The following is a 21,427-nucleotide window of genomic DNA, read 5'->3' on the forward strand; positions in this document are numbered from 1 at the left end:
CTCCTATTATTTCTTTTTCTTCTTAGCAGCCTTTGCCTCTGCTTTTGCTTTTGCCTCGGCTAATTTTGCCTGATACTTTGCTTCTTCTTCGTCAAAATCCAGCCCCTTCTTAGCACATTTTTCCTTTAATTCTTCAATACGCTTCTCTTCTGCTTTACGCTCCTGTTCTTCCTGTTCCATTGCCTGCTTTTCTTCCGGTGAAATCCATACTTCACCGCGTGCTTCTGCCTCTGCCTTATGACGGGCTGTGATATCAGCAGAAATCTGCGGAATCTTTGCTTCCAGATCATAGAAGGTAAAGATCAGGGAAATGATCAGATATCCGATCATTTCGACACCTACAAACATCCAGATGATAAAGGACTGTGTAGAAGCCGGCTGGTTGATAATGGTATCTGATGTAGCTCCGATCGATGCCGGTGATATGTATCCGGATGCGTTAAGTCCACCCAAAATCAAAGTCTGCGCAATACCTGCGGAGATTGTAATAATGATCGTGTTCATAGAAGCGATAAAACCATCTGCACGATAGTGATTCTTCCACTCAATGTGATCCATTGCCTCTGCCAAAAATGCTGCCATGGCATATGTTGGAAGCATACCAAAGGATTTCAGGACACATCCACCCAAAACCGTACCAAGACTGTGTGGATTCAGGAAAATGATCAGACATCCGACAGCAGCGATTACAAAACCGATCTGAGTAACCCAGCGCTTACCAAACTTATGGATCAGCGGCCAGAGAATAAAGATACCAAAGCCAAGCGGTGCCTGACCGACAGCATTTACCAGAATCTGATTGGTCGCGCCCTGCGTAACCGAACTTCCCAATACCCAGTTACAGAAATAAAGCATAACATTTGTCTGCAGATTCTGTGTCAACTGGAAAATTGCCCAGAATGCCATAACCATCCAGAAGTACTTGTTGGTCACACATGCCTTGATCTGATCTTTCATGGCAGCAATCTGCATGGTATTCTCACCATCATCGCTGATGTTTTCTTCTGTTACACGTTCCTTTGTAAAGTAGTATTCCACCAATACCGCAGGAAGGGCAAAGATAGAAATAATACTCATAACTTTTGCCCAATTGCCCTGTGCAGACAGTCCAACGCCCATCTTGGCAACCAGAATCGGCATAATGATAGTAACCAGCATTCCCGGAATCATAGATGTTCCAGTGGATGTCAGCATAGCAAGACTGTCACGCTGTCTTGTATTTCTTGTTGCCAATGGCACCATCAACGTATGTGACATATTGTAGATGGTATAGGCAAAGGCAAAGAAAAGATTGTAACTAATGACAATCCATACCAACTGTACACTTTGGCTTGCCCTTGGCACATTGTAAAGCATAATACCGGTAAGCATGATCAGCACACCGGATATTAAAATCCAAGGTCTTGCCTTTCCCTGTCTGGTCTTTGTCTTATCAATGATACGCCCCATGATGATATTGGTAATGGCATCAAAGATCTTAGAAAAGACTGGCATCATGGTAAGTACTACACCACTCAAGCCCAAGACATCCGTATAGAACTGTGTCAGATAAGTACCGGCAATACCATAATACGCCATACACATAAACATTGGTCCTACAAAATAACCCCAAACTTTTTCTTTGCCCTCTGTGTTTGCCGATTTGATCTTAGAATCAAAAAGCGGCTTTGCAAAGAGTTTTGTCATCATTTTACCCATAAACTTTTTCTCCTTCTTCCTTTGAAATAAAATAGGAATCCCTTTTGTTAAACTAATGTTAACAAAGGAACCCCTATATAGTTATCGTTATATTTGCTTTTTTATCTTTTATTTTTCCAAAATATAAAAACTACTTTTATTCCACGAAATCACGTATCTTGTGCTCACGTCGATAACACACCGGCGTCTGTCCATATTTTTTCTTAAACTTTTCGCCGAAATAACTCTGCGATGAAAAGTTCAAATACTCCGCGATCTCGCCGATCGACTCATTGGAATATTGAAGCAGGTTGGCAGCATTTTCCAGGCGCACATTCATGGCATAATCCTGCATAGTCATGCCTGTCTGCTCAGAAAACAGACGAGAGAGATAACTGGCATTCTTTCCAACCGCCTCGGATACCTTTTCCAGAGAAAACTTCTGGGTACGATGTCTTGCAATATAATCCTTACATTGCTCCACACAGTCATAATTGCGGTTTTCTTTTGACTGACGCACCAATTCCGCGAATTTTAAAACCGCCTGCATATGAATCTGCAATATCTCCATAGCGTTGGTACAAATTGAGATTTTCTGCATATATAGTTCACTCAACCGATAAGACTCATAAGCATTAACACCGCCACGAATGGCTGCACGGGAAGCGAGCGTAACCGATGTCACTGCCATGTACTCATACTGTTTCATAGAATTTCCGCCAGTCAGTGTACCAATGCGTTCCATCTTTTCCAGATTTTCCGGTGTCATCTGATCATCCAGTGTCTTTAAAGTACCATTTTCAATCCGACTCAGCCAGTTTAATTCTTCCTGATATGCAAGGTGCTGCTTCTCTTCCACAGTATTTTTTGTCTCATAGACCATCATATCCTGTTTCAGATCAATATCCCCTTCTTTCAGATGACTTGCTTCAAAGATATGTCTCTCCGTCACCTGTCTTCCTGTCAGCGTGTAATAGACAAGTGCTACACCGTTCAAGGAGGATGCCAGCGGTATCTTTGGCACCAGATAGCCCTGTTTTTTTATCTGATGTCTTCTTCGATAGGCGATTTGTTGGGCAAAAGATAATTCCTCAATTGCCGCCGGGCCAAAAAGAAAGAATCGTTTCTCATCATCCCAAAATGCCAGATAGTAAATTCCATCCTGCCCCACATAGATAATTGGCGCATTTGCCTTCTCTGCTTTGCTATGGATCGTATCATATAAGTCATTATCCTCGACATCTATGCTACCTTCCAGTTCCTCTTTTTTTGAAAAATCCACCTTTTCCCTGGTTCCCATAACAAAGTCCACAAGTTTGCCATCGGCATCAAAAACGATAGCATTCATTTTCCACCCATAGAAAAAACGTTCCAAGACAAAGCGCACATCATCCATCTTTACATCTTTCATCTGCTTTCATACCTCTCTGATTGCTATACTAAAGCATTCATCCGTTTTTCTCAAGATATGACACATATAAAAAAGGCAAAACCTTTCGCTCTAAGCCTATCTATAAATGATATTTTCCGGCACCAAGTGTCTGCTTTCTTCCATCTGGAAAACGTACCAATGCTGACGTATTCGCTGGAATTTCAATCTCATAAGAGATGTTTTTCTCCTCTTTTTTCCATGCAACCGACACTTTTCCATAAATACTCTGATAAGATGCACTGGCATCGGTCAGACTGCCACCCGGTAAAGGTGCGATCACGAAATAATTTTCCCCTTCTACCTGAATACCGCAAACGCCGCTAAAAAGCCATTCACAGACAGCGCCCGGTGAATAATGATTGTGACTGACGTCACCTTCCCAGTTTTCCCAGATTGTTGTTGCTCCATCTGCCACCTCCCCAAGCCAGCCCGGCTTTTTCGTGTTTTCCAGCATCCGATAGGCAGTCTCTACTTCTCCTGCCTCTGCCAAGACGGGCAGAAGAAATGGCGTTGACACAAAGCCTGTTCCAACACAATAGTCATAGTCTTTTACCGCCTCCACCAACCACTTTTGGGCATCTTCTTTTTCAGCCCCGTCCAAAAGGCCAAGAGCAAGTGGACGTACTAATTTTGCCTGACGGTTGGTACGCAGTTTTCCACTTTCCACGATTAGGCTATGATAGGCTTTCTTTGCACCCTTTGCATATTCCTGACACTTTGCCTCGATTTCTTTTTTGCCAAGGAGTCCGGCAATCTCTCCAATCGTCGTCATAGACAGATAGAAATAAGCCGTACATTCTTCCGGATGCTTTGCCTGTGCTCCATATTCCTTGTCCCTAAACTTCTCCGGCTCCAGCCACTCGCCCAGATGCACGCCTTTTTCATACGTGTAGGCATTGTATGGATTCTCTTTTGCAGCCTTCTTGTCTGTCATACCCAGATGTTTCCATAGATATGCGGCATACTTTTCTATCATATCCCAGCAATCTTCCAACACGGACAGATCACCATAACGCTTATAATAACGATAAGGGATCAGATAAACAGCATCCGCCCAGCCCACAGAAACACCTGTCGCTTTGTACATCATGTCTACACCCTGATATGGAAGAACCGCCGGAATGGTTCCATTTTTATACTGAGCATCCTGCATATCCAAAAGCCACTTTTTGAAGAAAGCCGCTGTATCCATCATATAAGCACCTGTATAAAAGAAAATCTGCGCATCCCCTGTCCAGCCCAGACGTTCTCTCGTCGGACAATCCGTCGGCAGATCTAAGAAGTTTCCTTTCATACTCCAAAGTGTATTTTGATACAACTGATTGATCATTGGATTAGAGCAGTTAAATTCTCCTACGGTTTCCATATCCGAATATACTGCAATGGCGGTAAAATTCTCCGGCTTGATGGCAATATCTGTCTCCACTTCAGCATAACGGAAACCAAATACAGCAAAGGATGTCTTGTAGGAATCCTCACTTCCACTACAAACAAAGTTGATCTCCTGCTTTGGTGTGACCTCTGTCGCTCCCTTGATCGGTGCTCCCATCAATTTCTTTATCAGATCCATCTGGCTCCACCCCTTTGCCGGTCTGGTCTCCTGAATACCGGACAAATCAACTCTTCCCTCTTCATCCAATACCTCGCCACATTTCAGAACAAGTTTCTGCCCTTTTTCTCCATGGATAGAAAATGCAATATATCCGGCCATGTTCTGCTCAAAATCCAAGACTTTTGTGCCATCTTTTGCGATCAGAAGTTTTGGCTGAAAGGTTTCTTTTTCCTGTACTGCTACATTGTTGGATGCCTGTAAATGTGGCTTGTTTTTTGCAGAATCCATGATCTCAACTGCTTTTCCCTGATAAGACGGCTTTTTCTCGGCATCATAGATTTCTCCATCCTTTAAATCTGCAAAACGGATTGGTCCATCATTGCTCCATGCAAATGAGCCGTCCGTTGCAATGACATCTTTACTTCCATCGGTATAGATCACTTCCAGTTGTGCGATCAGACTGGTCTGGTTTCCATAGACCTCCGTTACGCCATAGGCTGCACTGCTACCCCGATACCAACCATCTGCCAGACGTAGTTCTAAAGTATTCTTGTCCTGCAAAAGTCCGGTCACATCATAAGTCTGATACTGTATGCGTTTTCTGTAATCCGTCATACCCGGTGCTAAAATAAAGTCCGTCAGGCGGCTTCCATTGATACAGACATCATAGAGCCCCCGCGCACTCGCATAAAGTCTGGCCTTTTTTATCTCTTTTTTCGTCTGAAAATCCTTTTTGAAACAATCCACAGGATAGCGTTCCTTTTTCTTAGGCTTGTAGTCTCCGCTGATCCATTTTGCCAGCCAGTCACTTTCTTCCAAAAGTCCCATCTCAAAGCTGGCACTGTTCCACGCTCCTGGTTGATCTTTTTCATCCCAAAGTCTGACCTTCCATGTCACTATGTCTCTACTCTGCAAAGTCTCTCCGGCGTATGGAATATGCGTCATGGCATCAGAGACCACCTTGCCGGTATGAAAGATTTCTTTTCCATTGCATTCTGCCATGATTTCATAGGCAGTCTGTTTCTCACCACCCTCGCAATTCCAATAAAAACGCGGCTTTGTAATATCCATCCCCATGGGATTTTTTAAATATGAAGTTCTAAGTCTTACTGCTCTCATAAAAATAACTCCCTTTCTGACAAATCGTTTCTAGCATTAGTATAAATGGAAAAAATGGTTCTTTATATTTTTTTCTTTTCTTTATTATCGTTTATTTTACTTTTTGATTATTTCTGTAACCGTTTTTAAAAACCAGCATAAGATACAGTGTAAATATTTAGGAGGGTTTCTTATGAGTGACCTTGTAGCAACAAATTGTGGATGTGGAAATGACAACAATAACGGATGCTGCTCTTCTTTGATCTGGATCATCCTGATCTTAGCATTGTGCGGTAATGGATCATCTTTCTCAAATGACGGATGTGGATGTGGAAACAGCATCTGGATCATCCTCTTACTTCTTTGCTGCTGTAACGATGGCGGCGGCTGCGGAAGTTTCTTCTAAAAACCTTCATCGAAAAAGGCGTCCTTATTTAGGGCGCCTTTTTATTATGCTATCTTCCTCTCTTTTTCCTGGCATTCCAACGATCGTCTTTTCCTTTTTCGTTCTTTTTACAGTGCACACATTCTTCTCCCTGCATTTTCTTTTTCCGCAGGCATTCCTCATCCACTTCAAAACATTCATTTCCACGCAGGATCAATCGTCTCATATTTCTGTTTTCCTATAAGTATTTTCTTATTATCTTATTCTAACTTTTAAAATCCGTCATATAGTAAATAAAAAACGCTTATGGAAAATGAATCTCTTTCTCTTTATGACAACCGTTTACAAAATAAGGAAATAAACATATTAAAAACGATCCTGCCTTACCTGGGATCGACGGCACAAAAGAATATCTCCATGATGATCTCCTATCTGCAAATGCAAAAGACGATGGAATATTTTGAAAATCCGGAAAATACCATGCAGATCAGTGCCATGGAAAAAAAGAATTCAACATCTGACATCTTAAATGCCATCAAGGTCTATTGTAACGACAATGAAAAAAGACAGATCGATCAGGTATTAAACGCCATGCAGATGTTATCCACCTACGAAATCCTATTTAACGGAGGCAACGACTAATGGATCCTTCTTTTCTGAACAACCCGATCTTCCAATCCATTCCCAAAGAAAAGCAACAGTTTTTGCAGGCTTTTGCCGCCAGATCCCACACGGGGACAGCCAACGAACTGGCAAGCCAGTTATCCAGTGCCGCAATGGAGGCAAGATCCAAGGGACTGACTTTTACCGATGCTGAGACGACACTGCTCATCGGTATGTTAAAGCAGAACATGTCACCGGAAGAACAAAAAAAGGCGGATCGTATCATCCAACTGGTACATACTTTCCGCCCACATTAAGACAGACAATAAGGACGACCCACATGAGTCGTCCTTATGTATATCTTGCTCTTATTTTGCTACGATGTTGACAATGCGTCCCGGTACATAGATCTCTTTTACAATGTTACCGGTCAACTTATCTGCAATAGATTCTTTTGCTTTTGCAATAACATCATCTTTTGCATCGTCTTTACCAATGGTTATCGTTCCTTTTGTCTTTCCGTTGATCTGTACTGCGATCTCAACGGTTGACTCAACGGTCTTTGCTTCATCATATTCCGGCCATGTCGTCTGGTAAAGGTATCCCTCTCCACCAACGATCTGCCATAACTCTTCTGTAATATGAGGTGCAACCGGATTCAATAAGGTGATCAGGGTCTTATATTCGCCCTTGGTAACGGCATTCTTCTTATAGAAGTCATTGATCAATGCCATCATTGCTGCAATTGCTGTGTTGTATTTTAAGTTTTCAAAGTCATTGCTGACCTTCTTGATGGTCTGATGCATCTTTGTCTCTAAATCCGCAGAATAACCTTCCTCATCTGTCATGATATCCTGTAATTTCCAGACACGCTCTAAGAAACGGCGGCAGCCTTTTACGCCATCTTCTGACCAGGATGCTGCCAAGTCAAAGGCACCGATAAACATTTCATAAGTTCTTAAGGTATCAGCCCCGTACTCTCTTACAATGTCATCCGGATTTACGACGTTTCCTCTTGACTTAGACATCTTTTCGCCATTCTCACCGAGGATCATTCCGTGGGATGTTCTCTTCTGATATGGTTCCGGTGTCGGAACGACCTTCTGGTCATAGAGGAATTTATGCCAGAATCTTGAATAAAGCAAATGCAGGGTCGTATGCTCCATACCGCCATTGTACCAGTCAACCGGAAGCCAGTATTTTAACGACTCCGGACTGGCAAGTGCCTTATCATTATGCGGATCACAGTATCTTAGGAAATACCATGAAGATCCTGCCCACTGCGGCATGGTATCTGTCTCACGTTTTGCAGGTCCTCCACAACATGGACAGGTGGTATTTACCCAGTCTGTCATGGCAGCAAGCGGTGATTCTCCGTTATCGGTAGGCATATAACTCTCTACTTCCGGAAGCATCAATGGGAGTTCGCTTTCATCAATCGGCACATAACCGCATTTCTCACATTCTACAATCGGGATCGGCTCGCCCCAGTAACGCTGGCGTGAGAACACCCAGTCACGTAATTTGTAGTTTGTCTTTGCAGTACCGATTCCTTTTTCCTCTAAGTAAGAGATCATCTTTTCTTTTGCATCTTTTACTTCCAATCCGTTTAAGAAATCGGAATTGATCAAAACTCCTGTTGCAACATCTGTAAATGCTGCCTCATTGACATCAACAGCCTCACCATTTTTTGCGACTACCTGAATAATCGGAAGATTGAATTTCTTTGCAAATTCCCAGTCTCTCTCATCATGTGCCGGAACCGCCATAATGGCTCCTGTTCCATAACTCATCAGTACATAATCAGAAACCCAGATCGGCACTTCTTTTCCATTGACAGGATTTACGGCAACAAGACCATCAATCTGAACGCCTGTCTTATCTTTTGCAAGTTCTGCACGCTCAAAATCGGATTTCTTGGAAGCAGCCTCACGGTATGCTTCGATCTCAGACCAGTTTTTGATCTCTGCCTTGTATTTGTCAAGATATGGGTGCTCCGGAGATACTACCATGTAAGTGACACCGAATAAGGTATCACATCTTGTTGTATAAATGCGGAGTTTGTCTTCTTTTCCCTTGATAGAAAAATCAACTTCTGCTCCGGTTGATTTTCCGATCCAGTTCCTCTGGGATACTTTGACACGCTCAATGTAGTCGACATCATTCAAGCCTTCGATCAATTTGTCAGCGTATTCTGTAATCTTAAGCATCCACTCGCTCTTTACCTTGCGGACAACCTCAGAACCACATCTCTCACAACGTCCGTTGACAACTTCCTCGTTTGCAAGACCTACTTTACAGGAAGTACACCAGTTGATCGGCATCTCTTTCTTGTATGCAAGTCCGGCCTTGAATAATTTTAAGAAGATCCACTGTGTCCATTTGTAATAATTCGGATCTGTTGTGTTGATCTCTCTGTCCCAGTCAAAAGAATATCCAAGGGAATGCAACTGATCCTTAAAATGTGCCACATTGTTTGCAGTTACGATCTTTGGATGTACTTTATTTTTGATGGCATAGTTCTCGGTTGGAAGTCCGAACGCATCCCAGCCCATCGGATAAAGTACATTGTATCCCTGCATTCTTCTTTTTCTTGCCACAATATCTAATGCGGTATATGGTCTCGGATGTCCTACATGAAGTCCCTGTCCGGATGGATATGGGAACTCCACCAATGCATAATATTTTGGTTTTGAATAATCATCTGTTGCGGCGAAAGCCTTCTCATCATCCCAGACCTTCTGCCATTTCTTCTCAACGACTTTGTGATTGTAAGGTTTTGACATTTTCTTTTCCTCCTAAAAAACAAGCCCCTAACTAGAATCATCTAATTAGAGGCGAAGTATCTTACTCCGTGGTACCACTCTATTTCGTATGATACAGATACCTTTCCTAGTCGATTTCATTTGTACATTCACGATAGCAATATCATATATCACGAATGCAATTCGTAATATATTTTAGCATATCACTACTATTTGTCAATAAAGAAATCTTATTCATCTGTCAGCAGCAGAGCTTATAAAACTGGCTTTTACACGCTTCAATCATAAAAAATGCTCTCCTCGGAAAGCAGGAGGATTTTATCCAGCGGATACTTGCAGGTTCCCTTGCCGTCGCTCCCCTCAAAATATTTATAGGAAGCCGTCTCAAACAAAACATAGCAAAGCCCGTTTTCCACAGCGATCGCCTCCGATCCCGGCGGCATTTCCACCCGTGCAGAAGGCGTCCAGAAATTTTTCTGTAAATGGTCCATGTCGGAATAAATATTTAAATAGGAAGACTGATTGCGCCCATAGGACAGGCTTAAAAAAACACGTCCAGCCTCATCCCGGCAGATTCCCTGCACCTTGGGCGGCAGCAAACACTTTTTGTCTGCTGTAAGGCTTTTGCCATCATAAGTATAAGCACACAGGATCCCGGGCGTATAAACATGATGGGTTGCGACATAGATCTGACCATCCATACAGGCAATGGCAGACGGTGTATTGTCGACCGGATAACGTTCAAAGCAGGAAGTGATGTCGATAAAATTCTGCCGGCTCACCCCCGCCAGTTTTTTGATAAAGGCATAGGAGATCCGCTCCACTTCTTTGCTATTGGAATGACAGATCCAGAGTGCCTTGCCGTCATAAGCGATCCCGCCAAGATGGCTGTCTGCCTCCATGCCAAAAGACATGATATAGGTATGACTTGTCCGGTCATACAAGGTCAGGGCGCCCAGTTTATCTTCTTCCAGTGCATAAGACGATACGATGATATAGTCCGGTGTGATGCAAAGCCCCTGCGGACACTGATACTCTGAGGCATACTTTTGCTGCAAAAGATCCTGGATCCGGGTTCCGGGATTGCCCGGCGTTTCCAGTTCATATAAAAAACTGTAGGTCAGGTCTTTGAGCAAAAGATCGCCATCCTTTGCCTTGTAAGGATATTCCTGCACATTGCGGTTGGGTTCGATGCAAAGATTCCATTTGGCATACAACCGTTTGCCCCCGGTATCCTCTATGCGATAGATCCGTTCTTCCCAATTTTCGTCCAGATACCAGCCGCCAAAGAGATATCCCTCTCTTTTTGGATTTTTTAAAAGGATAGGCAGTTCATCTTCTGTCACAGACTCCGGGTTTAAGATAGAATTGCTCCCGCCGCCCAGTTCATAAAGGATCTGTCCTTTTTCTATGACATCTTCCAATCCCCATTTTGCCTCTAATGTCTGCCGCATGCCAAGCAAGGCGATCACAAAACAGGCAATAATACACGTTTCTTTTACTTTCATAAAAGTAGTCTTCCCAATTTTATGGATTTGATTATTTTTCGTACTTTAAACTTTTACGCTTTAAAGTGTTGACTTTAAGAATAAAAGTGACTATGATAAAATCTGTATTTAATATGAAAAGGAGTAATGCACTATGATCTTAGTAGTCAAACCACAAACACCTGAGGATGCCCTGCATCACCTTATAAAAGATATCGAAGCCACCGGATTACATACACACCTGTCCCGTGGCGAGGAAGTCACGATCATCGGTCTGATCGGTGATAAGACCAAGATCGACCTGACTGCCATCGAGTCCAACCCGATCGTCGACAAGATGATCCCGGTCACGGAAAGTTACAAACTTGCCAACAAAAAGTTTCATCCACAGCCAACCGAATTTGCCGTCAAAGACACCAAAATCGGTCCAGACAACATCACGATCATGTCCGGTCCTTGTGCCGTGGAATCCGAAGAACAACTGCTTACGATCGCCAGAGCCGTAAAGAAAGAGGGTGCGACCATCTTGCGCGGCGGTGCCTACAAGCCACGTACTTCCCCATACTCTTTTCAGGGCTTGGAAGAAGACGGTCTCCGCTATATGCAGACCGCATCCAAAGAGACCGGTCTGGCTACCATCTGTGAAGTCACTTCTGCTCACGCCGTAGCATCTGCTTTTAAATATGTAGATATGTTACAGGTTGGTGCTCGCAATATGCAGAACTTTGAACTCTTAAAAGAAGTCGGAAAAACCGGTATGCCGGTACTTCTAAAGCGGGGACTTTGCGCTACGATCGATGAATGGTTAAATGCAGCAGAATATATCATGTCTTCCGGCAGTTCCAAGGTAGCCTTATGCGAGCGCGGTATCCGCACCTATGAGACTTCCACCAGAAATACCTTGGATTTGTCTGCTGTCTGCGTCTTAAAGGAACGCACACACCTTCCGGTCATCGTCGATCCAAGCCATGCTACCGGCGTGCGCTCTTTCGTAGAACCTTTGGCAAAAGCAGCCATCGCCTGCGGTGCTGACGGTCTTATGATCGAAGTCCACAATGATCCGGCACATGCCCTGTCCGACGGTCCGCAGTCGCTTGATTTTGACCAGTTTGCTTCTGTGATGGAAGGCTTAAAGCCTTATATTTCACTTGCAGGTCGGACATTATAGTTACATAAGGAGAATCATTATGTTATACCCAAAAATCGGATTTATCGGTCTGGGATTGATCGGTGGATCCATCGCTAAGATTATCAAAGAAAAATACCCAGAAACGGAAATGATTGCGATCGCCTCACGCGAAAGCACCATACAGGCTGCCTATGCCGATGGCATCATCACAAACGATACTATGCTGGATTTGGAGGCTTTTGCGGATTGTGACCTTTTATTTTTATGCGGTCCGGTCAGGGTCAATGTCGATTACCTCACCCGTCTGGCGAATATTCTGCCGGCTCACTGTATCATTACAGATGTAGGAAGCGTCAAGGGGGATATCACAAAAGCCGTTGCTGATCTGGGACTGACCTCCCGCTTTATCGGCGGTCACCCAATGGCAGGTTCAGAAGCCATCGGTTACGACCACTCCAGTCCATACCTTCTGGAAAATGCTTATTATATCCTTACGGTAACAGATGATTTTTCTAGGGAAAGACTGGCAGACTTTTCTGCCTTTATCACTTCTCTTGGTGCGCTCACACTGATCATGAGCCCGGAGAAACATGATTTTGCAACGGCTTGCATCAGTCATCTGCCTCACGTCATTGCAGCATCTTTAGTCAATTTTGTTGCAGAGAATGATTTTGCGGATGAGACCATGAAGACGATCGCCGCCGGCGGTTTTCGCGACATTACAAGGATCGCATCCTCCTCTCCTGTCATGTGGCAGCACATCTGTGCCACCAATCGGGATGAGATCTTAAAGGCTGCTGCCCTTTACCAGAAAAGCCTGCAGGACTTTATCACATCTATCACAGACCAAAAGGAAGATGCTGTGATAAGGCTCTTTTCTTCGGCAAAAGATTACCGGGATGATCTTCCCCTCAAAAAACAAGGGGTACTTCCTTCGTCCTACGAGTTTTATCTGGATCTTGCAGATGAAGCCGGTGCCATTGCCACGATCGCGACAACACTGGCAGCCAACGGCATCAGTATCAAGAATATTGGTATTGTGCACAACCGAGAATTTGAAAAAGGTGTCCTGCGTATCGAGTTATACGATCAGGCTGCCATGGATGCAGCAGAACTTGTTCTCAGCAAGCATTACACGATTCACGAATCCTAGACTATCCGAGGTAAGAAAATGGAAATCAAAAAAGCAAATCATATCAAAGGTCAGATCCACATTCCCGGTGATAAATCCATATCCCACCGCGGTGTCATGTTCGGCGCCATTGCCGATGGCACGACCGAACTGACCGGCTTTTTGGATGGGGCAGACTGTCGTTCCACGATCGCCTGCTTTCAAAAAATGGGCATTGCCATTAAACAGGATGCCGATCACGTCGTGATCCAAGGAAAAGGCTTACATGGTCTGACGGAGCCAAGGAACATTTTGGACGTTGGCAACAGCGGCACCACGACAAGACTGATCAGCGGTATCCTATCCGGCTGCCCTTTTACCTCTACCTTAAATGGGGATGCATCCATCCAGAAAAGACCTATGCAGCGTATCATCAAGCCACTTTCTATGATGGGGGCAAGAATCACCTCCCTGCGTGGCAATGACTGCGCGCCTTTAGAGATCAAAGGTGGTGATCTGCATGCCATCCACTATGACTCTCCTGTGGCTTCCGCCCAGGTCAAATCCGCCATCCTTTTGGCTGGACTTTACTGCGATGGCACGACTTCTGTCACAGAGCCGGTCTTATCCCGTAACCACACCGAACTTATGTTGAGTGGTTTTGGTGCGAATGTGACCTCATCCGGAAGAACTGCAAGCATTGAGGGCAATCCACACCTGGTCGGACAAAAGATTCAGATTCCGGGCGATATTTCTTCCGCTGCTTATTTTATTGCAGCCGCTTCTATCGTTCCAAATGCAGAACTTATGATCTACAATGTCAACTGTAACCCTACCCGCGACGGTATCCTAGAAGTTGCCGAACAGATGGGTGCAGATATCACTTACGAAAACAGACGCAAGGTATCCGGTGAGGAGGTCTGTGATCTGATCGTCCGTTCTTCTTCTTTACACGGTACGACCATTGAGGGAGACCTGATCCCGACGCTGATCGACGAGATCCCGGTCATTGCTGTCATGGCTGCATTTGCAGAGGGCGATACCATTATCCGGGATGCCAAAGAACTCCGTGTCAAAGAGTCTGACCGTGTTACCTCAGTTGTAGAAAACCTCAATGCCATGGGGGCTGATGCCATCGGAACAGAGGACGGCATGATCATTCATGGCGGACGATCCATGCATGGAACTCAGATCAAGACCTATGCAGATCACCGCATTGCTATGTCCTTTGCCATTGCCGGACTTGCCGCGGATGGCGTAACAACTTTTGATGACCCGGATTGCGTTGTCATCTCCTATCCAAACTTTTATGACACTTTACAAAAGATCTCATCGTAGATCGATCCTTCGCACATAAAAAAACCTCTGGCTTAAGATGCATTACATCCTAAGTCAGAGGCTTTTTTGTATTTCTTATTTATTTTTCTTGCCGCAGCACTGCTTGTACTTGCGACCAGATCCACATGGACAAGGATCATTGCGTCCAACCTTAACGGTATTACGGATCGTGTGTGCATTCTTTGCCTCACGATACAAGGTTTTTTTCTTGTCTGCATCAAAGATTTCATTCCACTGTGGAAGTTCATAGAGCCAGTCAGCCTTAGCATCTACCATATTCTCATATAACTTCTCCTTATCGAAAGCCAGAGAAACTACGGTATCCTCTTCCATGGTCTCGATCGGGTTCGGTGTGATCAGACTGTCATTGATACCATCCAAAAATCCGGTCATAGCCATAATGTCGATCTCATACTTATCAGCCAATTCCTTGACGGTGCCGGAAACTTCTTCATCCGGATTGTCCAGTAATTTTTCATAGATACCCTTCTCGATCAAGAAATAATTCTGCCAAAATCTCTGTAATGTGGCACGATCCTGCTCCTGGTTGTAGGAGATTTTCTGCCATTCCTGTAATAATGCCATATCTTTTTCCATCCTTTATCACTTTTGTAGCACATATACGATACCACAGACCATAAAAAAAAGCAAAACATAATTTTGCCAGAGGGCAAGGACGGCTCGCGCTCTCTCCACCGTCCTCTAGCACAATCCCTTTATATGTGGTATCATGTCCTTATCAATTATGAAGGAGAACCCTTATGCAACGTTTACGACAGATCCTTGCCATCATCGGCATTATCTTATTGGTCGGCATGTATGTCCTCACCATCTTTGCCGCCGTCTTTGACAATACCAAGACCATGTCTTATCTGACAGCCTCCATTGCGGCAACCATTCTCGTGCCATTTACCCTATGGCTGTTAAATATCATGATCCAGAACAAAAAGAAAGATCAGGACGAAAAAAAGGAGCACTAAGACTCATCCGGCATTAAGTCGGAAGTGCTATAGCCGCATGCCGTCAACATAGAAGAATCGATCACATAGACCTTGCTCTCATCATAATTTACCATGAGATAATATTTATCGGTGATGGCGTTTTGCATACCGATCGTAAAGGTCGTCTCACTATCTTTGGTTGTGACGGTCACTTCATTGGTGGCTGACGAAAATCCATACTGGCTGATATCGTCTGTGTCCTCAATGACATCACTGGCTTTGATGGTGGTAAGATAAGATAACATGGTCTTGACCTTGTCATCATCTAAGATCACACCGTCCGCATCCTGCCACTGATCATCCGTTTTCGTCAGTGTCACCTGCGCACCATTGTTATAATAGGCTACCTTTGTCACATCATCTGCATCCACAGAATATACCTGAATACTTTCCTCCGCAGAGTCAATGGCATCTGCCTTCTCTTTTTTATCTGCCAATTTCTTAGCCCCCAGCAATCCCAGCAGTGCTACACCCAATAGCACTGCCAGAATGAGCAGGGTCTTTTTTTGCTTATCCATCTAACGTTTTCTCCTTCTCGCCCAGACAATGATACCGATAATGATAAGTGCGATCGGCATAAAGATGCCCCAAAGAATACCATAGACAAGCATGGCATTTGCTGAAACTGTCAGGTTGGATACAGTATAATCCTTGGCTGCGATCACTACCGCATTATCACTGTTTCCATCATCTGTTGTCACAAGTGCATTTACGATTCCATTGAAAAGCGTTGCATTATGACCGGATACGATCTGATTGGCACTATCTGTACACATCATAGCTGAACCAAGCACACAGAGTTCGCCTCCATTTTCATTTGTGACCATCATGCCCAGACTATATTGTCCCTGGGTATCGCCATCCTGAACACTCGCTATATTGGCCGCATCCGCCTGTGACTGAACGGCAGCAATATTGGCCGCTGCTTTAGCAATCGTAGTGTCTGAAGTCGTCATAAATGATGTCACATTGCTGTCATCCTCTCCCGTATAGGTAAGTCCCACACTGTAAGGCACAAAGACCTGTGTCATACCAGCCACAGAAGAAGACACTTCCGTATTTTCTACATTTGGCAAAAGATAAAATGGACTCTGATAATAATAAGAACGATCTGTCTCTGCCAAAAGACTCTCAGTTGTCTCAATGCTATTATCAGAAAGTAATTTCTTAAAGTTTGTCAGATCATTCCACTTGGAATAATCGATCGACAGATAGATCTTTCCGCCATTTCCCAGATACTGGCTCAATTTGCTCAGATCATCCTCAGACAGATCCGACTGCGGTGCTGTGATAAAGAGTGCCTGACAATCCTCCGGGATCGCATCTACGGTCAAAAGGCTGAGTGATCCTACATTCATGAAACGCTTCTGGAATACTTCTGAAAAGTCACCGGAAAGCGTTGACTCATCATGCCCTGTCAGTTCATATACATTAGTCGTAGACTCGGATGTCACATACTGGATGGCTGCTGTCACCTGTCCCTCACAATCATATCCTGTCACGGAATAATTGTAACTGGAGTCATAAGAATACTCATAAATATCGGAATTGTAGTCAATGACCTTAGAGCGGTCTCCACAGACAACAATAATGGAATTACTGGTCACATCACTGTCCGTATACTTGGATGCAAAAGTCGGACTGACATTCGGATCCACATATTTTACCTTGACATGCTTGGATGCAGATGCATATTTCTGCAAGGTGCGGTCTACATTATCATCTTTGCTGTTTTTATTTACCATGACATAAAGTGTCACATCATCTTTTAAGGTATCCAGATACTTCTCCGTGTCTTCCGTAATGGAATAAAGTTTCTGGGATGTTGCATCGATCTGCGTATAAGTCTCCGGCAAAGCGGATGCGATCAGATTGACAACCACCGTCAGTGCCACGACAATAGCGATCATACCGGTACTAAATACGGAGGTAGAGATCATGTTGCGGCTGATCGTCCATCTGCGCTTCTGGATCATCTGCTCTGTCAAAAAGAGTGCCAGTGCGATCACAGAAAGATAATAGACGATACCGGTAACAGAAAGGGTTCCATTGAAGAAATCATCCAATGGCGTATAAAGGTCATAACATCCTAAGATCTTGGTCAAAAGATTACCGGATGATGAGATCACGCTGCAGATGGATGACATCATATAGCCAACAAAGATCAAGCCAAAGGATACAACAGCGGAAATGACCTGGCTCTCTGTGAGTGAAGATACAAAGGTACCGATGGCGATCGTTGCCAGACCATAGAGCCAGAAACCTAAAATACCCACATAGGTCTCTGCCAGCGGCACATCTCCAAAGATCATAAGTACCAAAGGTGACACACAGATAACGCCGATACAGATCGTATAGACAAGGGCAAGCGCCAAAAACTTGCCAAGTACGATCTTTCCTACGGATATCGGTGCCGTCAAGAGCAACTGGTCGGTCTTGGCATGTTTTTCCTCTGCCAAAACACGCATGGTAAGGATCGGCACAGTCACCATAAATAAAAAGGCGATGGCTGACAAAGAATAAGATATATAAGGATAACCATAGGACAGATTATAGACAAAGAAATAGAGTCCAAACAGTGCTAAGGTAATACCGATGAACAGCCATCCGGTAATGTTCCAGAATAAGGATTTAAATTCTCGTTTAAAAATTGCAAGCATTATTCTTTGTCCTCCTTTCCTGTCAGTTCGATAAATATTTCTTCCAAGGATGCTGCTTTCTCTTCATCCATGGAAAAATCTGCCACTAATTTTCCATGATCAATGATATAAATGTAGTCACATACGGCACTGACCTCGGATAAGATATGGGAACTTAAGATCACGGTATGGTCTTTGCCAAGTTCCTTGATCAGATCACGCATTTCGATCATCTGCACCGGATCCAGACCAACGGTAGGCTCATCCAAAATGATAATGGATGGGTTGCCTAGGATTGCCTGTGCCAATCCGACACGCTGTTTGTAACCTTTTGACAAATTGCGGATCAGGCGATGCTCCATCTCAGAGATGCCGGCTTTTTCCATGACATCCACGATATGTTCGTCGCGCTCTTTTTTACCGATGCCTTTTAACTCTGCACAAAAGTCCAGATATTCATATACGCTCATATCCGTATAAAGGGGCGGAATCTCCGGCAGATAGCCGATCTCCTTTTTGGCAGCCTCTGCCTCTTTGAAAATGTCATGCCCACACACTTTGACACTGCCGGATGTCGCACCGATATAACCTGTGACCATATTCATTGTCGTTGTCTTGCCTGCACCATTCTTTCCAAGCAAGCCATAAATATGCCCCGGTTCAATCTTCATGCTCAGATCATCTACAGCCGTGAGCGAGCCATATTTTTTTACCAGATTTTCTACTTCTATCAAATTAATTTCCTCCCTAATTTTTCCAAAATCACACATTGATTATTGTATTTCACCTATGTGCTGATAAGGTGTTGGAATTGTGTCAATTCTGTGAATGAGATAAGGCGTACCACGAAAAAAGAGAGCCCTCCGCCAAGTGCTCTCTTTCGTCTTGCCTTTATCTTATCTCATATTACTTTACGTCGCGGTAAATAATATCTTCTCTTCCCGGTCCATTTGAAATCATGGTAATCGGGAAGCCGATCTCTTTTTCTACAAACTCAATGTAGTTACGGCAGTTTTCCGGAAGATCTTCATACTTTCTGATACCGCGGATATCACATTTCCAGCCCGGAAGTGTCTTATAGACAGGTTTTGCCTTTTCCAGTAAATGGGTAACCGGAAAGTCGGTCGTAACCTGACCATCGATTTCATAGCCCACACATACCGGGATCTCATCCAGATAGCCCAATACATCAAGCACGGTAAAGGCTACATCCGTCGTGCCCTGCATACGGCAACCGTATTTGCTGGCAACACAGTCAAACCATCCCATACGTCTTGGACGACCTGTTGTGGCACCAAACTCACCGCCATCACCACCGCGTCTGCGGAGTTCGTCTGCTTCATCACCAAAGATCTCGCTGACAAAAGCACCGGCTCCAACTGCGGAAGAATAAGCCTTACATACGGTAACGACCTGCTCGATAGACTGTGCCGGAATACCTGCACCAATGGCACCGTAAGCAGCCAAGGTAGAGGAAGATGTTACCATCGGATAGATACCATGATCCGGATCCTTTAAAGTACCAAGCTGACCTTCCAAAAGAATAGTCTTGCCTTCCTTTAAGGCATTCCACAAATAAGAAGAAACATCGCAGACATAAGGTGCGATCATATCGCGGTAACTATGTAAAGTCTCCAACAAATCATCCGGGTCAATGAGTGGCTTGTGATAAAGGTGCTCTAACAATACATTCTTGGACTCACAGGTACGTGCAACCTTTTCCTTTAAAAGTTCATCATCAAAGAGTTCGCTGACCTGATATCCAACCTTTGCATACTTATCAGAATAAAATGGTGCAATGCCGGATTTGGTAGAGCCGAAGGAAGCCTTTCCTAAACGCTCCTCTTCATACTGATCAAATAAAATATGATACGGCATAACGATCTGTGCACGATCTGATACCTTGATCTTTGGCATTGGCACATTTTTGTCTGTAATAGACTTGATCTCGTCAAACAAGACAGGAATGTTTAAGGCTACCCCATTACCAATAACGCTTGTTGTGTGATCATAAAATACGCCGGATGGCAAGGTATGAAGGGCAAACTTACCATAATTATTGACGATGGTATGTCCTGCATTCGCTCCTCCCTGAAATCTCACAATGATATCTGCATTCTGCGCAAGCATATCTGTGATCTTACCTTTTCCTTCGTCACCCCAATTGGCACCAACAACTGCTTTTACCATGCTCTTGTTCCTCCTAAAAAATTTATTAAAATGATGTTAATTTCTTTGTACAAGTCACTGCAAGTGCACCCGGTCCAATATGACTGGATACGACCAAAGATAAAGGATCCACAAAAATATCATGTCCCGGGAAGCGTTCTTCCACTTCTGCCTTGAACTTGGCGATCTCTTCCTCATTCTGGGTATGTGCCATAGCAATGATAGTATTCTCGCCGGTCGGATCATGGAGCACTTCGTCCATATCCTTGGCAATGGCATCCATCATGATCTGCTTTGCCTGTTTGACCGTTCTCGCCTTAGCAAAACTGTCTAACTTTTCTCCGCGGATCTGCAATACCGGTTTTATCTTAAGCAAAGAACCAATAGCCGCAGCAGCCGGTGTGATCCTTCCACCCTTTTTGAGATACTCCAGCGTATCTACCATGATGTAGATGGTTGACTCAAACTTCATCGCCTCTAATATCTCTTTGATCTCTGTGGCAGACTTTCCTGCATCTGCAAGTTTCTTGGCATCATAAACGGATAACTTCATGGTAACGGAAATACGCTGATTGTTGACAACCTGCACCTTACCATCGTAATCCTCAGCCAACATGATGGCTGTCTCACAGGAACTGCTGAGTCCGCTGGACAAAGGAATATATACGACCTCATCATATTCCTCAAGCAGACTTTCCCACTTGTCGATCACATCACCTACGACCGGCATGGAAGTTTTGATCTCTGCCCCCTCTGCCTGTCTTGCAAAGAACTGGTCTGTCGTAAGATCCACGCCTTCATAAAAGACCTCGTCATTGATATAGACCGGTGTCGGGAAGACGTAAATCCCTGCCTGCTTGGCTTCTTCCTGTGTGATTCCACTGTTACTGTCTGTTAAAATCGCTACTTTACTCATATGGTCCTCGTTTCGTTTTTATCCATCTTGTGCATGTCTTCACACACATGGTTTATCATACCATACTTTATAGGTACTGGCAAATGCGTTTTGCACAAAAAAAGGGCGGCGTTTCCGCCGTCCTT

At 44.1% G+C, this 21,427-nt stretch carries 18 protein-coding genes and 1 pseudogene; 7 read left to right on the plus strand and 12 right to left on the minus strand.

Annotation, left to right across the window (positions count from 1 at the left end):
• Positions 1 to 6: 6 nt before the first annotated feature.
• From DW183_RS06990 to DW183_RS07000, 3 genes are all read right to left on the minus strand, one after another.
• Positions 7 to 1,698 (minus strand): MFS transporter, encoded by a 1,692-nt coding sequence (locus DW183_RS06990; protein ID WP_118281259.1) that lies wholly within the window; start codon positions 1,696 to 1,698, stop codon positions 7 to 9.
• 136 nt (positions 1,699 to 1,834) lie between these two features.
• On the minus strand, positions 1,835 to 3,088 hold the full coding sequence (locus tag DW183_RS06995) for a helix-turn-helix transcriptional regulator (RefSeq protein ID WP_118281260.1): 1,254 nt from the start codon (positions 3,086 to 3,088) through the stop codon (positions 1,835 to 1,837).
• A gap of 100 nt (positions 3,089 to 3,188) precedes the next feature.
• Positions 3,189 to 5,780 carry a family 78 glycoside hydrolase catalytic domain gene (locus DW183_RS07000; RefSeq protein ID WP_118281261.1) on the minus strand — a complete coding sequence of 864 codons (2,592 nt, stop codon included), beginning with the start codon at positions 5,778 to 5,780 and terminating at the stop codon, positions 3,189 to 3,191.
• Positions 5,781 to 5,952: 172 nt separating this feature from the next.
• On the opposite strand from DW183_RS07000, the gene DW183_RS07005 reads away from it, so the two are divergent.
• Positions 5,953 to 6,165 carry a chorion class high-cysteine HCB protein 13 gene (locus DW183_RS07005; RefSeq protein ID WP_118281262.1) on the plus strand — a complete coding sequence of 71 codons (213 nt, stop codon included), beginning with the start codon at positions 5,953 to 5,955 and terminating at the stop codon, positions 6,163 to 6,165.
• A 49-nt stretch (positions 6,166 to 6,214) separates the two neighbouring features.
• On the opposite strand, the gene DW183_RS12440 is transcribed toward DW183_RS07005, so the two are convergent.
• Positions 6,215 to 6,370, minus strand: a complete 156-nt coding sequence (locus DW183_RS12440; protein WP_158573034.1) for a hypothetical protein — start codon at positions 6,368 to 6,370, stop codon at positions 6,215 to 6,217.
• Between the two features lie 80 nt (positions 6,371 to 6,450).
• On the opposite strand from DW183_RS12440, the gene DW183_RS07010 reads away from it, so the two are divergent.
• Positions 6,451 to 6,786, plus strand: a complete 336-nt coding sequence (locus tag DW183_RS07010) for a hypothetical protein (RefSeq protein WP_118281263.1) — start codon at positions 6,451 to 6,453, stop codon at positions 6,784 to 6,786.
• Positions 6,786 to 7,064 carry a hypothetical protein gene (locus tag DW183_RS07015; RefSeq protein WP_118281264.1) on the plus strand — a complete coding sequence of 93 codons (279 nt, stop codon included), beginning with the start codon at positions 6,786 to 6,788 and terminating at the stop codon, positions 7,062 to 7,064. The genes DW183_RS07010 and DW183_RS07015 overlap by 1 nt, the downstream gene beginning before the upstream one ends.
• 51 nt (positions 7,065 to 7,115) lie before the next feature.
• Here DW183_RS07015 and leuS read toward each other — a convergent pair whose 3' ends face one another.
• Both leuS and DW183_RS07025 read right to left on the minus strand, forming a co-directional pair.
• Entirely contained in the window at positions 7,116 to 9,533 is a 2,418-nt protein-coding gene (gene leuS, locus DW183_RS07020; RefSeq protein ID WP_118281265.1) for a leucine--tRNA ligase, read from the minus strand.
• Between the two features lie 257 nt (positions 9,534 to 9,790).
• The gene (locus tag DW183_RS07025) at positions 9,791 to 11,020 is read right to left on the minus strand and encodes an InlB B-repeat-containing protein (protein WP_118281266.1); all 1,230 of its coding nucleotides are present in this window, start codon (positions 11,018 to 11,020) and stop codon (positions 9,791 to 9,793) included.
• Positions 11,021 to 11,153: 133 nt separating this feature from the next.
• Here DW183_RS07025 and aroF point away from each other — a divergent pair, with 133 nt between their 5' ends.
• The 3 genes from aroF to aroA are packed head-to-tail and all read left to right on the plus strand — an operon-like array spanning position 11,154 to position 14,577.
• Entirely contained in the window at positions 11,154 to 12,167 is a 1,014-nt protein-coding gene (gene aroF, locus DW183_RS07030; RefSeq protein ID WP_118281267.1) for a 3-deoxy-7-phosphoheptulonate synthase, read from the plus strand.
• 19 nt (positions 12,168 to 12,186) lie between these two features.
• A complete protein-coding gene (locus tag DW183_RS07035; protein WP_118281268.1) occupies positions 12,187 to 13,281 on the plus strand; it encodes a prephenate dehydrogenase in 1,095 nt (364 codons plus the stop codon).
• 18 nt (positions 13,282 to 13,299) lie between these two features.
• The gene (aroA, locus tag DW183_RS07040; RefSeq protein WP_118281269.1) at positions 13,300 to 14,577 is read left to right on the plus strand and encodes a 3-phosphoshikimate 1-carboxyvinyltransferase; all 1,278 of its coding nucleotides are present in this window, start codon (positions 13,300 to 13,302) and stop codon (positions 14,575 to 14,577) included.
• 75 nt (positions 14,578 to 14,652) lie between these two features.
• Here aroA and DW183_RS07045 read toward each other — a convergent pair whose 3' ends face one another.
• The gene (locus DW183_RS07045; RefSeq protein ID WP_118281375.1) at positions 14,653 to 15,162 is read right to left on the minus strand and encodes an SEC-C metal-binding domain-containing protein; all 510 of its coding nucleotides are present in this window, start codon (positions 15,160 to 15,162) and stop codon (positions 14,653 to 14,655) included.
• Between the two features lie 176 nt (positions 15,163 to 15,338).
• Between DW183_RS07045 and DW183_RS07050 the strand changes: the two genes are divergently transcribed.
• Complete coding sequence (locus tag DW183_RS07050) at positions 15,339 to 15,557, plus strand: hypothetical protein (RefSeq protein WP_118281270.1); 219 nt, start codon at positions 15,339 to 15,341, stop codon at positions 15,555 to 15,557.
• Here the strand turns inward: DW183_RS07050 and DW183_RS07055 are convergent.
• The 5 genes and pseudogenes from DW183_RS07055 to DW183_RS07075 all read right to left on the minus strand — a co-directional run bounded on the left by DW183_RS07055 (position 15,554) and on the right by DW183_RS07075 (position 21,302).
• A complete protein-coding gene (locus DW183_RS07055) occupies positions 15,554 to 16,096 on the minus strand; it encodes a DUF4340 domain-containing protein (RefSeq protein WP_118281271.1) in 543 nt (180 codons plus the stop codon). The genes DW183_RS07050 and DW183_RS07055 overlap by 4 nt on opposite strands.
• Complete coding sequence (locus DW183_RS07060) at positions 16,097 to 18,238, minus strand: Gldg family protein (protein WP_118281272.1); 2,142 nt, start codon at positions 18,236 to 18,238, stop codon at positions 16,097 to 16,099. It abuts the gene before it with no gap.
• A gap of 5 nt (positions 18,239 to 18,243) precedes the next feature.
• A pseudogene (locus tag DW183_RS07065) lies at positions 18,244 to 18,951 on the minus strand (ABC transporter ATP-binding protein); the annotation flags it as partial.
• A 172-nt stretch (positions 18,952 to 19,123) separates the two neighbouring features.
• Complete coding sequence (locus DW183_RS07070) at positions 19,124 to 20,407, minus strand: adenylosuccinate synthase (RefSeq protein WP_118281274.1); 1,284 nt, start codon at positions 20,405 to 20,407, stop codon at positions 19,124 to 19,126.
• Between the two features lie 25 nt (positions 20,408 to 20,432).
• Entirely contained in the window at positions 20,433 to 21,302 is an 870-nt protein-coding gene (locus DW183_RS07075; RefSeq protein WP_118281275.1) for a DegV family protein, read from the minus strand.
• Positions 21,303 to 21,427: the final 125 nt, after the last annotated feature.

Origin of the sequence: Roseburia sp. AM16-25 (genome assembly GCF_003473825.1) — a bacterium.
GTDB classification, from domain to species: domain Bacteria; phylum Bacillota; class Clostridia; order Lachnospirales; family Lachnospiraceae; genus Pararoseburia; species Pararoseburia lenta.